General features: G+C 44.4%; 15 protein-coding genes. 1 reads left to right on the top strand and 14 read right to left on the bottom strand.

The window, feature by feature from the left end; all coding sequences use genetic code 11:
- Window positions 1-9: 9 nt before the first annotated feature.
- The 10 genes from AC58PQ_RS08820 to alaS all read right to left on the bottom strand — a co-directional run bounded on the left by AC58PQ_RS08820 (window position 10) and on the right by alaS (window position 12076).
- Complete coding sequence (locus tag AC58PQ_RS08820) at window positions 10-1830, bottom strand: peptidoglycan D,D-transpeptidase FtsI family protein (RefSeq protein WP_497241588.1); 1821 nt, start codon at window positions 1828-1830, stop codon at window positions 10-12.
- A gap of 140 nt (window positions 1831-1970) precedes the next feature.
- Entirely contained in the window at window positions 1971-4145 is a 2175-nt protein-coding gene (locus AC58PQ_RS08825; protein WP_497241589.1) for a methyl-accepting chemotaxis protein, read from the bottom strand.
- Window positions 4146-4332: 187 nt separating this feature from the next.
- Entirely contained in the window at window positions 4333-5616 is a 1284-nt protein-coding gene (locus AC58PQ_RS08830) for a peptidase U32 family protein (RefSeq protein WP_497241590.1), read from the bottom strand.
- A gap of 25 nt (window positions 5617-5641) precedes the next feature.
- On the bottom strand, window positions 5642-6568 hold the full coding sequence (locus AC58PQ_RS08835; protein WP_497241591.1) for a peptidase U32 family protein: 927 nt from the start codon (window positions 6566-6568) through the stop codon (window positions 5642-5644).
- A 26-nt stretch (window positions 6569-6594) separates the two neighbouring features.
- Window positions 6595-7692, bottom strand: coding sequence for an endolytic transglycosylase MltG (mltG, locus tag AC58PQ_RS08840; RefSeq protein ID WP_497241647.1), 1098 nt, complete (start codon window positions 7690-7692; stop codon window positions 6595-6597).
- A gap of 241 nt (window positions 7693-7933) precedes the next feature.
- Window positions 7934-8233, bottom strand: coding sequence for a DUF1292 domain-containing protein (locus AC58PQ_RS08845; protein ID WP_497241592.1), 300 nt, complete (start codon window positions 8231-8233; stop codon window positions 7934-7936).
- The gene (locus tag AC58PQ_RS08850; RefSeq protein ID WP_056610485.1) at window positions 8230-8538 is read right to left on the bottom strand and encodes a DUF1292 domain-containing protein; all 309 of its coding nucleotides are present in this window, start codon (window positions 8536-8538) and stop codon (window positions 8230-8232) included. The genes AC58PQ_RS08845 and AC58PQ_RS08850 overlap by 4 nt, the downstream gene beginning before the upstream one ends.
- A 6-nt stretch (window positions 8539-8544) precedes the next feature.
- Window positions 8545-8961 (bottom strand): Holliday junction resolvase RuvX, encoded by a 417-nt coding sequence (ruvX, locus tag AC58PQ_RS08855; RefSeq protein ID WP_477589318.1) that lies wholly within the window; start codon window positions 8959-8961, stop codon window positions 8545-8547.
- A gap of 17 nt (window positions 8962-8978) precedes the next feature.
- On the bottom strand, window positions 8979-9239 hold the full coding sequence (locus AC58PQ_RS08860; protein ID WP_028555746.1) for an IreB family regulatory phosphoprotein: 261 nt from the start codon (window positions 9237-9239) through the stop codon (window positions 8979-8981).
- A gap of 209 nt (window positions 9240-9448) precedes the next feature.
- Window positions 9449-12076: an alanine--tRNA ligase gene (alaS, locus tag AC58PQ_RS08865; RefSeq protein WP_497241593.1), complete on the bottom strand. Its 2628-nt coding sequence runs from the start codon at window positions 12074-12076 to the stop codon at window positions 9449-9451.
- 414 nt (window positions 12077-12490) lie between these two features.
- Here alaS and AC58PQ_RS08870 point away from each other — a divergent pair, with 414 nt between their 5' ends.
- A complete protein-coding gene (locus AC58PQ_RS08870) occupies window positions 12491-12712 on the top strand; it encodes a DUF3951 domain-containing protein (RefSeq protein ID WP_497241594.1) in 222 nt (73 codons plus the stop codon).
- A gap of 272 nt (window positions 12713-12984) precedes the next feature.
- Here AC58PQ_RS08870 and AC58PQ_RS08875 read toward each other — a convergent pair whose 3' ends face one another.
- The 4 genes from AC58PQ_RS08875 to AC58PQ_RS08890 all read right to left on the bottom strand — a co-directional run bounded on the left by AC58PQ_RS08875 (window position 12985) and on the right by AC58PQ_RS08890 (window position 16120).
- Window positions 12985-14055, bottom strand: a complete 1071-nt coding sequence (locus tag AC58PQ_RS08875; protein WP_497241595.1) for an AI-2E family transporter — start codon at window positions 14053-14055, stop codon at window positions 12985-12987.
- Between the two features lie 155 nt (window positions 14056-14210).
- Complete coding sequence (locus AC58PQ_RS08880) at window positions 14211-14414, bottom strand: YrzR-like zinc ribbon domain (protein ID WP_028555750.1); 204 nt, start codon at window positions 14412-14414, stop codon at window positions 14211-14213.
- Window positions 14415-14421: 7 nt separating this feature from the next.
- Window positions 14422-14943 carry a PRC-barrel domain-containing protein gene (locus AC58PQ_RS08885; protein WP_497241596.1) on the bottom strand — a complete coding sequence of 174 codons (522 nt, stop codon included), beginning with the start codon at window positions 14941-14943 and terminating at the stop codon, window positions 14422-14424.
- 28 nt (window positions 14944-14971) lie between these two features.
- A complete protein-coding gene (locus AC58PQ_RS08890) occupies window positions 14972-16120 on the bottom strand; it encodes a cysteine desulfurase family protein (RefSeq protein WP_497241597.1) in 1149 nt (382 codons plus the stop codon).

A 16120-nucleotide genomic window follows, 5' to 3' on the forward strand; every position in this document is an offset into this window, starting at 1 on the left:
TCATACCTTTTATTTACTGTTTGACAACCCTTGGCTCGCCAAAATGTCCATGATCCCTTTAAATAAAGGAATAGCTTTATTACTTTCAGTTGGATCCGTATTTTTGATGACAACAGATACCGCATATTGTGGAGCAGCCACGGGGCCGTAGCCAATAAACCATTGATTCACTTTCTCTTGGTTCCCATTTTGGATTTGTGCTGTTCCTGACTTACCTGCCAGCTTCCACTTTGCGCTTTGCAAACCTTGACCTGTCCCCTCAGTAACAACCTCCCTCATCCAACTAAGAAGAGTCCGACTAGTGGCAGCTGATATTTTGCCATCCTCCGAAGATAAGGCTTTTACGGGGAATGACTCCATCTCACGACCGGTTTGATAACGGATTTCCTGAACAACTCGAGGTTCGAAGCCCTTACCGTCATGCAGCAGGGTTACTATCATATTAGACGCCTGTAATGGGGTCATCCTGACATCCCTTTGTCCAATTGCCGTTTGCATCAAAACTCCCTCATCTTTCTTAGACGTATGCGCAGCAAATAATTGCCCTGTCTCCTCGGAATCAAATTGTTCAAAAACATCCCTCATGTCGGTTTTCCCTGTCCAGCCAACTTCATTCAAGACACCTAGCTTATTCGCATATTCCTCTAATTGAGCGGCTGTCAGACGCTGCATGACGTTCGCAAATACAATATTACACGATTGCGCATAACCCTCCTCTAAGGTTAAAGGTCCGTGCCCGTCTTTCCTCCAGCAAGTAAAGCCATACTTACCAAGTGCACCTTCGCAATCAAAGGTTTCCGTAAGAGTAACGACCTTTTCATCCAACGCAGCTGCCGCTACAATGGTTTTGAAAATCGAGCCAGGCGCTGTCGCTTTGAGAGCATAATTACTCCAATTATTACTAGCCAGGTCCACCTGTAAGGGATTATAATTAGGCCGACTTGCCATGGCAATCACATCCCCATGTGCTGCTTCTTGCACGACTGCCGCTCCTTCGCGAATACCTAGCTTATCCATTAAGGCTTCTATTTGCTGTTGCACGCGGCCATCCAAGGTCGTGATTAACTTTACAGGGTAGAACGAGTTATCCGGAGCAATCATCCGAGCATCCAAACCAGCTAGGGGTCTTTTCCCTGCATCTGTAAAGTATGAAATCGAGGTTTCACCTACTCCGCGAAGCCATGCGTCGAACGACTTCTCCAATCCGGATCCCCCTATTTTCGACGTAAGCGCAACTCTGCCTTTTTCCAAATCCGAGCTGTATATTTGCATAACACGATCAGGATTTTGCCCGATAAAGCCAATTAGCTGCCGTGCCGTCATACCTATTGGATAGCGGTCCTCCATCTCTACAACCTTTACGTTCGGTAAGCTTAGTCCATCAATCCCTTTCACTTGTGAATCACTTAGCGAAAGTGCCTTCCCCCCATCTTGCGTCCCCCATACTTGAGGTTCTTTCAAATTACGAGTAAATGATACCCAGCTTTCTTTATTCGTCTGCAAAATACGTGCTAGTTGATTCACTTCCTGCTGATTCATTGCAAATTCACTGTTAATCGGGAAGGCGACTAACGCTTTCACGATTTTCCCCGTCATAGGCTGGAGATTCCGATCTACAATCTCGCCTCTCCCGCTTTCTAATACTAGCGCGCGTTGTCGCTGTATCACGGAATTTGTCACCAGATTAATCCCTCGAGATGAATAGCTTTCCGTGGCAGCGATCTGGATCCAGAATAGCTTACCTAGAATACTAATAAATAATAGCAGAATCAGAATGAGCATCAGAAACATACGTCTTTTTTCATTCGCTGATAATTGATTATCTCTCATTGTACAAACCCCTTTTGACATCCAACATGACCGCATCTGCTTCCAGTATCGGCATTCAGGCATCACGTCAAACCGATTCAGCTAGGCAAAAGGACAAAAAAATCCACCCTCCTAATGGAGAGTGGATGTGGGGCTTGGCCTTATACTTCGAATTTGGATAATGTATCCGTAAGTGATTTGGACAGTAAATCTAGCTTGTCCGACAATTTCACCAAACCATCACTAATGCTTAGCTGTTCGGAGCTAAGGGAAGCAACTTCCTCGGAAGTTGCCAGTGATTCCTCAGCAACTGCGCTGACATTCGTCATTGCATCAGACAGAACCACTTGTGATTGTTCTAATGTGGAAATGGAATCGCTAACGGTGCTCAACTGAACAATAAAGCCACCCATATGATTCGTTACTTGTTTGAAAATCGTGTCGGCTTCTTTAACAGCCAAAATTTGCTCTTGGAAAATTGGTGTTGCCGTTGAAAGCACTTTAACCGTCTCATCGATTTCCCTTTGAATCGTTTCAGTGATTTGACCAACAACGTCAATAGATTGCTTTGATTGGTCAGCTAGCTTACGAATCTCATCGGCTACGACCATGAATCCTTTGCCGGCTGCGCCTGCGCGTGCTGCTTCAATTGTCGCATTCAAGGACAAAATGTTCGTTTGCTTCGTCATATTATTCAAAACGTCTAGAATTTTACGAATGGAACGCGTGCTATCTTTCAAACGATCTACTTTTTCAACCATAGAACGAATCATTTCTTCCGTCAGGTTCGTTTTGGAAATGAGCTCTGACATATACTTCGTTCCAAGCTCACTTGAGGTTTGAACATCAGCCGCTGCCGTACCCATCTCAAGGTTAGCTTCAATTACTTGCTTCATTTGAATGCCGATATGGTGCGTTAGCTCGTTGCCCTTCTCAGACTCTGTCGCTAATCCGCCTGCACCGTTCGAAATCTCGTCTGTCGCTACAGCGATCTCTCTTGCTGCTGTAGAAGTTACTTTCGATGAATACGTCAACTCTTGTGCCGTTTCAAACACGGCCTGAGCAGATGTGCTCGTTTGCTGTACAAGTGTCGTAATCTGTTGCATCATCACATCGAAGCTGGCTCCCAGCTGCCCAATCTCATCCTGCGACTTATAATTGGCGCGAACAGTAAGTTTCCCTTTGGCACCTTGCTGCATCAGGTTACGAAGATTAATCAGCGGGCTACCGATCATACGAGCCACAATAATACCGATAATAACAGCTGCGATCGCAGCAAATAAGGCAATAAGGAGCGTGTAATTGAAAATCTTTTTCGCGTCTTTAACTAGCGAACCTACAGGTATATCACCTACAAGGTTCCAACCAGATACATTTGATTTATAAAAAGCAACCAAGTGATCATCCTTCGAAATAAAGGAGCCATGCTCTTCTTCAAGCTGCTCTTTGGACAGTTGGATGCTTGCATCTTTACCAATCTCATTCATATCTTTTAGCGCAATATTCTTATTCCCCGCAGTTGTAATGAAGACATTACTGTCATCCCCTAAGGACATTCCGCTTAATTCTTTGGTCAAAATGTCTGTACTAAGCTCTAGAACTAGAATGGCTGTTGACGAGTTCGTCAACGTATTACGCATCAGACGGCTGATCGCAAACGTATTCGTGGAGCTGCTCGAGTAACCTTTGGCTTGACTATCCTGCCATGTCACTTTGCCACCGTTTTCGACGGTACGTTTAAACCACTCTGTTTCATTCGTTTTTTCAGATAATGAACTGCCGCCAGCACCTGTAATAACAATAAGTTTACCATCTGGGCGATACAAGTGAAGCGTTTTAATCGATTTGTTCGAGAAGGTAATCACATTTAATTTCTCAGTTAATTGACGCGTAACATCAAGTGCTTCATAGGAGGATGGCTCTAAATTTGGAACTTTATCGAGTAGATCTTGCAGCTCTTTATTAAGCATAATTTGTAGTGATACATCATCAAAGGTTTGATAAAGGAAATCTAATTTCTGTCCAGCTTGTGTAACTGTTTGTAAACTGGATTCGGATACTTTGTTCTTAATAACACTTTTGGAGACTGAATACGAAATCATACCTACCGTAAGAACGAAAAACAGGATACTTACGAAAAACATCAGAAATAACTTCATACCAACTGATTTCACTGGACTTCCGAGCTTCAAGTTATTCGGACCTTTGAATGCATATGTACCATTTGGTGAAGCTGACCCACCTGCTGTGTCAACATTTCGACCCCTTCGAACTTGACCAGTTGCTTGAACTACTTTGTTTAAAATAGAGCGGATACCTTGAAGTCTTTTTGTCATTTCGTTCACCACCATTAGTTTCTAATTAACCTTTTCTTACATAAAGGACTTAATGAAAAGGTTTACATTCTTTGTTACAGATGAATTTCGACATTCATTTCCAATATCCTCTATAATACGATCCAAAAGAATAAAAAAAATGAAGCTTTCTCCAATATAACCTACACTGGATAAAGCTTCCATGGTACTATTTTCCTGTTTTTTTCCGAATCATATCCCATTTTTTTACAGGATGCTCTGTTTTTAGCTGAACCAGTTGTAACGGATGTCTTGCTGCGGTTAATTCTTGACCCGCTTCATCTTGAATTACGTCAACTTTTTGCTTAAAATGCGTACCATTCGGACCAAAAAACTCAATCTCTTGGCCTGGCTTGAAATGATTTCTTTGCTGAATAAGGGCAACACCTGTTTCTGTGTTATACCCCATGACCAAACCTACAAAATCGAAACCAATGACCTTATCCTCTGGTTCGAAAATATGATCCTCATGGCCAGGCGCCTCATAAAAGAATCCATCATTCAAGGGTCGATTCGCTGCTTTGTGAATTTCATCCTGCCACACAGGATTGAGCACGAAATGTGCTGGATCCTCGAAATAAGCATCAATCGCCTGACGATAGGCATTCACGACCGTTGCCACATAATGTATACTCTTCATTCTGCCTTCAATTTTGAAGCTATCTACACCCGATTCAATCATATCCGCAATGTGATCAATCATACTTAAATCCTTTGATCCCATGGTAAATGCATCGTCATCCTCTGCAAACATAGGGAAATCCGTCGCTAATGGCGCGTCAAGCGGCTGATCCTTTGTGAATAGATCGTATTTCCAACGACACGATTGCGAGCAGCCGCCGCGGTTCGAATCGCGATCCGTAAAGTGATTGGACAAGACGCAGCGGCCCGAATACGAACTGCACATAGCGCCATGAATAAAGGCTTCAATTTCGACATCCACATGTGCCTTGATTTCATCGATTTCCTGCATGCTAACCTCGCGTGCCAATACGACACGCTCAATCCCTTGATCCTTCCAAAACTGAACGGTTTGCCAATTCATCACCGATTGCTGCGTACTTACGTGAACTTCAAGCTCAGGGGCAACACGTCTGCATGTTTCCATGATAATGGGATCTGCAGCAATAATCGCCGAGATACCAACCTCTTGCAACCCTCGCAAGTACTCATCCAAGCCTTCAATATCCTCATTATGAGCATAGATATTCGTTGCCACGAATACCTTGGCGCCATATTGCTTCGCAAATTCGACCCCTTCACGCATTTCTTCTTTGGAGAAATTGTCAGCGTTGGAGCGCAAACCATATTTCTGACCACCAATATATACAGCATCTGCGCCATAATGGATCGCAAATTTCAGCTTCTCTAAATTACCTGCTGGAGCTAACAGCTCTGGCTTATCAAGTCTTACACGTCTGCCCCTGGCTCGTGCTTCTACGGCTGTAGTCATCTGGGAGAGCACCTTCTTTCTTGAATCAATATACCTGTTCTTTATAGAAAAATCCGAAACTCAACTCACGCTCGGGATCCTGCAGCGCTATTATGGCATCCAGCCATTCCTGCTGGAACTCATAGCCTTCGGGATTAGCAACATAGGCGTCAATTGCGGCGCGATAGCTTTTTACGACCGTTTCATTGTATTGCGAGGATTTGAGCAACCCTTCGATTTTCAAGCTGTCGATATTTCCATCGATCAGCTCTGGTAAATTTTCCAGCATACAGAAGTCTTCAGAGCTCATAATGTGCGTACCATTGCGATCCTCGTAGACGGGATAGCGTTGATCACGGCGTTCGTGTTCGATAAGAAATAATCCCCGTTCTTTCGAACGATCTTCTTCCGGCTTATTTCCCTGATGCGCCATATAATTTTTGACCAACTCACGCTTGGAATGATAAATATTCGTTATCCCATGCACTTGAACTTCTACAGTAATTTCTGACTTCGCTTTAAAATCAATCACCTGCTCCATGTTCAGCTCTCTCGCTAGTACAACACGGACTGCGCCTTGCTTCCCCCAATAATTCGCTGTTGCATAATTCGTCGAGGTCATCTCAGCATTCCAATGCAGCGGCAATGGCTCAGTTAACTGGCGAACCGTCATGACGACAGCAGGATCTCCAAAGATGATGGCGTCTACGCCATAAGACTGTAAGGCAGCTAAGTACTCTTTTAAACCTTCAAGTGTTTGATTATCTAAAATATTGTTAACTGCTACGTATACTTTCGCATTACGTTCATGGGCCCAAGCGACTACTTCCCCGATCTCATTCAGCTTCACTTCGCCAGGCAATCTAAGCCCATAGCGATCTTCCCCTATAATAACTGCATCCGCACCCGCAAGTATCATTTGTTTCAACTCCGCAATCGAACCGCAGCTGATGACTAATTCTGGTTTATTCACGTCATGCTTACCTACCTTCTGTCAGCTTAATTCGTGGCCTTTTTACTATTTGCAATATTCTTCTTGTGTTCTTCAAATGTTTCTGCAAACAAATGACCCATGGTTCCATCCTTTTTGGTGACATAGAAGACGTATTTCGTTTCTTCCGGATAGATCGCCGCCTTTATCGAAGCAAGACTAGGACTGGCAATCGGGCCTGGAGGCAATCCTGTATTCAAATACGTATTATACGGACTTTGAATCTGAAGATCCTTTTCCAATAAACGTTCCTTCGACTTATCAAATAAATACTGTACCGTCGCATCGATCTGCAGAGGCATGTTCATTTTCAAACGGTTCACAATGACACCTGAAACGAGTGCACGCTCACTATCGACAACAACCTCTCGTTCGATCAACGAAGCAATGGTCAACATTTGGTGAATGCTGAGATTACGTGCTTTCAACTTGTCCTTCCAATCCGTCGGAAGCGTCGCAAGCTTTTTGTCTAGTTGAACTAACGAACGCTCAACGAATTCCTTCTCCGTAGAACCTTTCTTAAATTCATACGTTTCAGGGAATATATAACCCTCTAGTCGATGCCTTACATTTTTACTATCTGGAATCGAAGCGGTTGTCTCATTTTTAAAACCCGCAGGGTCATCAACCAGCCCCAGAAACGTCTCTTTCTTCAAAGTGCTCTGTTCACTTATTTTGGCAGCGATTTGGTCGATGGTATAACCTTCAGGGATCGTGATACGAACCATTTCTTCCTTCACAACATCTCCCTTGTTGAGCTTATCAATCAGTTCTACAAAGGTCATGCCTGGCTTCATCGCATACTCGCCGGCTTGAAATTTAGAGCCTTGCTTTTTGTATTTTAAATAATAAGTGAAAATGGAAGAATTCTTAATGAGTCCCTTTTCTTTCAATTCATCTGCGATCTGAATCGAGCTAGATCCTTGCGGAATGGATACGCGGACCTCCTGCTCTGATACTTCAACCGGCTGAAGCGCATTAGCGATAAGCAAACCTAATCCACACGCCGTTCCTAGAACAAGCAGCACAACGATACTTATAATAAGCAATACCCATTTCAGCACACTTCGTTTAGGCTTCTGTGATTCTTCATGTTCATAATCCATATCCACAACGCTTCGATTCCCCCTAAGAATGTCGATCGTTAAGCCTTTGGCTGTAGGTTACCTTAGTATCATTAACCATATGCACAACAAAACCGAGCGGATGTGCTCCGCTCGGTTATCTTCTTCTTACCACAGAAGAAAGATTAAGTTTTCAGCCTCCGAAAACCAGCTTTCTTATTGGCGATAAAACCTACCTCTTAACGCGGTCGCTCATCGCTGAAATGCCTCGATAAAGGTTTTATCACAAGTCGTCCTGCTCAGGAAAAACCATCTCGTCGTATAGCTCCGAAACCGTTTCCCACTCATCGTCATCGTCAATGGTAACTAGTTCGTATTCACCATCATCATTCGAGATGACACGAAAAAGGGCAACTTCCTCTTCCTTCTTCAATGCATCGGATTGCATAACAGCATACATTTGGCTCTCATAGACGAATTCTTTCAGAAGATGATACACCGTCGACTCACTTTGGTCGTCAGACAACAGGATATCATCCCCGTAAGTTTTGCGCAATACATCAGAAGGTGTTGTCAAACTCATGCTTCTTCTTCCTCATCGAACTCCGCCATTAAGGTGTTGAACGTTTCTTCCACAATGTTCCATTCCTCTTCGTCATCAATAGTGAAGAGCTTCAAATCCTCACCATCGTCATCTTCTTCATAACGGAAGGCATAGACTTCATCGGATTCTTCGTCTCCGCCATCTGTCGGCACAACCATCATATATTTCTTATCTGAACCGTCCACTTCGAATTTCATGATAACCTCGAACTCTTCTTCGTTGCCTTCATCGTCCGGGATGTAAATGATTTCTGGTTCTTCTTCACGCAATTCTTCTTTGGACATGTTCATTCACCTCTTCATATTGGCATCCATGTATCCTTGCAGAATGAGTTGTGCTGCCATCTTATCAATGACTAGCTTCCGTTTCTTCCGGCTTACATCCGCTTCAAGAAGCGTCCGTGTCGCGGCTACGGTTGTTAATCGCTCATCCCATAGGTTTACTGGTACACTGATCTTTTGTTTTAATTCTTCTGAAAAAGCGATCGCAATCTCACCGCGGGGACCAATCGTATTGTTCATATTCTTGGGCAGCCCGACAACAACCTGCGATACGCCATATTCATTCACAATCTGTATAAGCCGTTCAATGTCTTCTCCCGGCTTATTACGGCGAATCACTTCAAGCCCTTGAGCCGTCCATCCAAGCTCATCGCTTAATGCGACACCAATGGTTTTATCCCCATAATCCAAGCCCATCCATCTCATGCTGGTTCTCTTTTCTTCTATTTGTGTTGACCCAGATAAGCACGAACTAATTCTTCAATCAGTTCATCCCGTTCCCGTTTACGAATGAGGCTTCTCGCATTATTATGTCGCGGAATGTAGGCAGGATCTCCCGAAAGTAAGTAACCAACAATCTGGTTAATCGGATTATACCCTTTTTCCTGAAGAGCATCATACACCGCCAGCAACACATCCTTCGGCGAAGTTTCGATCTCTTCCGCCTTCACATTGAACTTCATTGTTTTGTCCATGGAACTCATCAGGAGCACCCCACTTCCTTGTGACCTTTGTTAAATAATCATAATAAACGACTACGCCGTCCACTAAGGACGTATCGCAGTGTTTATCAGAAAGATAAGAAAAAGTATGGCGTGAAAGCCTATACTGTCTTATCTTTTGAAAATAACTTGCGTTATACATGTGATATATTCTCTATGGTTTTAAAAATTCCTGTCCAGTAGAAAAATAATTATACGAATTGGGAAAGGAGCCCCTCGACACTTGCTAATGCAGCTTGCAGTTTGGATGCATCCTTACCGCCTGCCTGTGCCATATCTGGACGACCGCCGCCGCTTCCGCCTACGGCCTGTGCGACTTCTTTAATAATTTTACCCGCATGGAAGCCTTTAGCAACAAGATCAGGTGTCACGGCAGCAACCAGATTGACTTTATCTTCTGTAGCAGCGCCAAGAACGATAACAGCCGAGCCCAACTTCCCTTTCATCTCATCAACGATGTTACGAAGAGAATCCATATCAGCAGCATTGACCTGTGCAGCTAGAACGGAAACACCCGCAGCTTGCTTCACTTGATCTGTAAGAGAACCTGCTTCAATGCGACCGAGCTTTCCACGCAGTGACTCATTCTCGCGTGCTAATTCTTTCAATTGTAGCAAGGTAGCATCCACACGCTTTGGAACATCCTGGATGTTCGATTTAAGCATGCCAGCCGCTTCTTTCAACAATTGTAATTGTCCATCCAAATATTCATAAGCGCTGCGTCCAGAAACGGCTTCAATCCGGCGCACACCAGAGCCAATCCCTGACTCGCTAACGATTTTGAACAAACCGATTTGGCCTGTATTTTGAACGTGACAGCCACCGCATAGCTCTAAGGAATAGTCGCCAACTTGTACAACGCGTACGATATCGCCGTACTTCTCGCCGAATAATGCCATAGCGCCCATTGCTTTCGCATCAGCGATTGCTTTGAGGGAAATATCAACATTCGTGCTATTCCAAATTTGTTGGTTCACGCGTTGCTCAACGTCCTGCAATTCTTCTGCTGTAATACTGCCGAAATGGGAGAAGTCAAACCGCAGACGATCGGGTTCAACGAGGGATCCCGCTTGATTAACATGCGTACCTAGCACTTCCTTAAGCGCCTTATGCAGCAAGTGAGTTGCCGTATGGTTCTTAATGATATCGGTACGTGGTGCGGACGCTACAATCGCCTCTACCGAGTCGCCTTTGCGAAGTACGCCAGATTCAACAATAACCTTATGTACATGTTGACCATGCGGCGCTTTCATCACATCAACAACCTGCAGGGTTACATCAGCGTTGCGAATCGTACCGTGATCGCTAACTTGACCACCGCTCTCTGCATAGAAAGGCGTACGATCTAGAACGACCTGGCAGGTCTCACCAACACCAACAAGCTCCACGAGCTCATTCTCATGAACAATCGCTTCGATATTAGCAGTAACTACCAATTCATTATATCCAACAAATTCGCTTTTAATCGTTAATTCGGATAGCGGCCCGCCTTGAACTTTCATGCCGCCCTCTTTATTGCTAGCCGCACGCGCACGATCACGCTGCTCTTTCATTGCAGCATCAAAGCCCGCACGATCAACCGTAAGTCCTTTCTCTGACGCGAAATCTTCGGTCAAATCGAAGGGGAAACCATACGTATCATAAAGTTTGAATGCATCAGGTCCGCTAATTTGATTCGTACCAGCTTGTTGCGTCTTCAGAACCATATCGCCAAGAATGATCAACCCATCACTCAAAGTCTCATGGAACCGCTCTTCTTCTGTACGAATGACTTTCTCGATAAACTCGCGCTTATCGACAACCTCTGGATAATATACACCCATGATGTCGCCAACCGTAGGCACTAATTTGAACAGGAACGGCTTGTCCAAGCCAAGCACTTTCCCGTAACGCACAGCACGACGAAGCAAGCGACGGATGATATAGCCGCGACCTTCATTAGAAGGAAGTACGCCATCACCAACAGAGAAAGCGACTGTACGAATATGGTCAGCGATTACTTTAAGCGCCACATCATGCTCTTCGTTCACATGATAAGCAACGCCTGTCAGTTCACACGTTTTCTCAATGATAGGCAAGAACAGGTCTGTATCGAAGTTAGAGTCAACATCTTGAAGAATGGAAGCAAAGCGCTCCAAGCCTGCGCCTGTATCAATATTCTTGTTCGGAAGCGGTGTGTAGCTGCCATCGGAATTATGATTGAACTGTGTGAATACCAAATTCCACACTTCAAGAAAGCGCTCATTTTCGCCGCCCGGCCAGCACTCTGGATCCGACAAGTCACCGTATTTATCGCCGCGATCGTAGAAAATTTCTGTACAAGGTCCACATGGGCCCTCACCAATATCCCAGAAGTTATCTTCTTTGAGCTTATAGATACGCTCTTCTGGAATCCCGATTTGCTTGTTCCAAATGTCGAAAGCTTCCTCGTCATCCTCGTGAACCGTCACCGAGATCCGATTCGGATCAAACCCGATCCACTGTGGATCCGTCAAAAACTCCCATGCCCAAGGGATAACTTCTTTCTTAAAATAATCGCCAATCGAGAAGTTGCCCAGCATTTCAAAAAATGTATGGTGACGACGCGTTTTACCTACGTTTTCAATATCATTGGTACGGATACATTTCTGAGCATTCGTAATCCGTGGATTCTCAGGAATTTCACGTCCATCTAGATATGGCTTGAGCGGTGCAATCCCTGCATTAATCCACAATAAGGATGGATCGTTGTGTGGGACTAATGAAGAGCTCGGCTCAACCTTATGCCCTTTACTTGCGAAAAATTGCAACCATTTCGAACGAATTTCACTTGCTTTCATCTCTGTGAGCCTCCATATTTAGGATAAGTTTACAAACAAACAAAAAACGCCCCTGCAGCTAACAGGGACGAATCATCGCGGTACCACCCTGGTTATTGCACTCGTGTTCCCTTTGCCAATGGCTTAGAGCGAATCCAATCTCCTTGTGCGGATTTGTAACGGGTCCAACCGGTGGAGTTCATCCACGCTCCGAAACGAGCTTTGGGCCATCCTAGCACCGAAAGGTTCTTCCAGCCGATCTTCGCAGCATTCACTGCCAAGCGGAACCTTATCTCTGACGATGGGCTATGGCTTACTAGGTTTCATCAACGCTTTAATTCAAATATAGATAAGGCAAATTATAACTTTATGGGGGTTGGCTGTCAATATGAGGGCATTATACAGTAGAATAAAGAGACTATGGAGGTGCTTCAAATGGACTTATCCACACTTACCTTGCTTGGCCTCATCTTCCCCATTTTCGTATTAATCATTTACATAATGGCGAAAACAATTATTAAAAAGGAAATACCTGATAGCCGTTACAATCCCTTTGACTACATAACAGGCCAATCCCATGTGGAATTTCAGGAGCAAAAAGAACAAAAAGAAGAGGATGACAGCCAAGGGGACGATAAGGACAAGAACTTAAAATAAAGTATTCACCCTGTTTAATTAAGATAAAAATCACCGTTGACAATGATTCTCATTAGAAGTATACTAGGTTTATTGATAATGATTTTCATTATCGAACTTACAACTAACAGCTTGATCATTACACACTAATTCCGTAGTCCATTTCATGGTTTACGTATGGGCCACAACCTTTCAACCTCCTCAACCCTCGTGCAAAACCCCTTGACCATGATCCCGCAAGTCATGGCTCAAGGGGTTTTGTGCGTCTTCTGCACGTTTACAACGATATCTGCCTAGGTTGTTGGCTTATGAACAAAATGGATAAACACATGCTGAACGATGACTTTCATCACGGCAAAGAAGGGTACAGCCAAGATTAATCCGACGACCCCCGCTACTTCTCCACCCACGAGTAAAGCAAAGATGATGAACAACGGATGCATGTGCAGGGTTTTACCAACCACTTGGGGTGAAATCACATTCCCCTCCAGGATTTGGACGGTCAAATTAACAAGTGCGACGAACAATACCATTTTCAAAGAGACGGTTGAAGCCATTATTATGGCAGGTGCCGCTCCAAAAAAAGGACCCATATATGGGATGATATTGAAGATCGCGACGACGCTAGCAAGCAGCAACGGATACGGCATCCCAATCAGCCAGTAGCCCAAATATGCAAGCACCCCAATAATGAAGCACACGAGAAGCTGTCCGCGAATATAGTTGCCTAGCGCCGCATCAATCTCCATAAGCAGGGAAACGGTTTTTTTGCGATGCTTCATGGGCACAATGGCTAACACCGTTTTCTCAATAATCTGGAAATCCTTTAAGATGTAGAAGGCTAGAAATGGCACGATGAAGGCAACAAACAACATATTGATCGTCGTTCCGATTTGATTCATATAATTCGCAACCGCCATGGAAATCTTCGATTCCAGCTTCCCGATGGAATGATTAAATCCATTTCGAACACTGTCTGGCAATAGTTGATTTTGATTAAAGCCGTCGACTAGGGATTGTGCACGCATCGCCATTTGTGGCATATGCTCATTTAATTCAGCCGCTTGCTCAATAAACATTGGCGTCATATTCATGATAGTGACCGTCACGGATGTAATAAACACACTATATATCAATAGTACAGCAATCGTTCTCGGCACTTTGCGTTTATTCAGTAACGTAACAACGGGATTTAAGATATACGATATGATCACCGCTATGAAAAAAGGCATGACGATGGCTTTTAGGAAGGTGAGCAGGTGAAATAAGATAGGCTTGATGAGCAGAAGCAAATATAAACCGACTAAGATTAATAAGGCAAAAATCAGTCCTTTAAACCATTTATTACTCGAAAAGCTTTCCATGCTGCCTCCACCTCTGTCATTTGAATTCAAGCTTGCGCTCATACAGTATGTGTACAACCAGCCCAATTTAACCCTGAATTGGCACCTAAAGACAAAAAAACGTTATTTCCCAAGCGAAGCATCGCTCGGAAAATAACGTTTTCATAAAGTTAACTTTAGTTCACGTGCTCGTGGATATGAGAAACTTCTTCCTCAAAAAACAAATCATCCAGAGAACTTAACGTACCATCTTCCTCTACTTGATAAACGGACATTTTATCTCCGTTTACGCTGAGTTCGATAAAACAACCCCAGCAGTAAAATTGATGGGAACCGATCTTTCCAATATCTTTGGAATTACAGTTTGGACAACGCATCATGCTCACCCTATTCTTCTTTGGATACGAAGAGTTCTTCTACTTCCTGAGCGCAATGTCCAGGCACGATGATCGCATCTTCCCCTATGGTTGCCGTTTCTGGCATAGGAAGCCACTTTCGCCCTTCTTTTAAATCAGAAATAAACCCTTCGGACAATTCATAACCTACTATTTGTTTTCCCCAATTCTGGTTTAAATAAACATCTTCTACCACGCCTAATTCGTGCCCTCCCACTGTAATCACCGGGAGTCCCTTTATCTTGTCGCTTCCCTCAAGAAAAGCATGGCACTCATTCTTCTGCCCAAATTCGCAAATGACACTGTCGTTCGGTATGGTTATAGCATCCTCTCCGGCTGCGACGATTCCCTCCCATGATATGTATCGTAAGGACGAGAACCACGTCTTCGCTTCGAGCACGATGCCGCTTATGTTCCACGTTGGGTCAATCAATAAATCTTTTACTTCACCAACTTGCTTACCCGACTCAACGGTTAACACGGGAAGTCCTATTAATTCCTGCGCTCTGCGCAAACGTAACGCCTCCTAGAACCACCCAGTACTACTTATTACGCAACCGATGGATAATAGTTGCAACTTTATGGGCAGCCGTTTCGATTTGTTCTTTAGAATTCCCCATTCCAAAGCTAAATCGCACCGCGGAGTGTGTCACATTTTCTGGAAGTTTCATGGCCTGTAAGACATGAGATACTTCGAGCGAGCCAGACGTGCATGCGGAGCCGCTAGCAGCAGCTACCTGTTCTAAATCAAGGTTCATTAACAGCGTTTCTGTTGAGATACCCGGAAAGGAGATGTTCAAAATGTGGGGAACATGCCATATTTTATGCCCGTTTATGATAAAACGATCACAGCCCAATTGCTGCTCTAAGATGGAAATCATGTGTTCGCGAAGCTGATTTGCCTGTGTGTAGTTGCGTTCTTGGAGCGGAAGAATGGTTTCAACTGCTTTAGCAAAGCCTGCGATAGCGGGTACATTTTCAGTACCAGCACGGCGCTTGCGTTCTTGTGAGCCACCGAATACGTGAGGAAGCAGCTTCGTATGCTTCGATACATAGAGGGCGCCTACACCTTTGGGTCCATACATTTTGTGAGCGGACAGACTCATTAGATCGACCGGTAAGTCAGCAAGGTTCAAAGGTAACTTCCCTAAAGCCTGCACCGCATCGACATGAAAGGGAATGCCATGCTGTCTAGCGAGCTGGCCTACTTGCTCAATCGGCTGAATGGTGCCCACTTCATTATTCACATACATCATAGAGATTAGAGCTGTATCGGGACGGATAGCCGCTTCTACATCTTCTAGTTGAATACGTCCATCTGGACCTACTGGTAGGTAGGTGACTTCAAATCCAAGGCTTTCTAATCGTTCACAGGGATGCAGTACGGCATGATGCTCAATCGCTGTCGTCAGGATGTGCTTTTTGCCGGCTTGGTCCCCATGCATGATTCCAAAGATCGCCATGTTATTGCTTTCCGTTCCGCCGCTTGTAAAAATAAGCTCACTAGGCAAACATCCTAAGGATTTCGCCATGCCATCGCGGAAGCGATTCAGCGCAGTTCTTGCGGCACGGCCAAAACTATGCGTACTGGAAGGGTTACCATAATTCGCTGTATAGAAAGGCAACATAGCCTCCCATACATCAGCATGTACGGGCGTTGTTGCAGCATGATCAAGATATATGGGGTCCAT

The sequence above is a fragment of the Paenibacillus sp. J22P143 genome, from assembly GCF_059692035.1.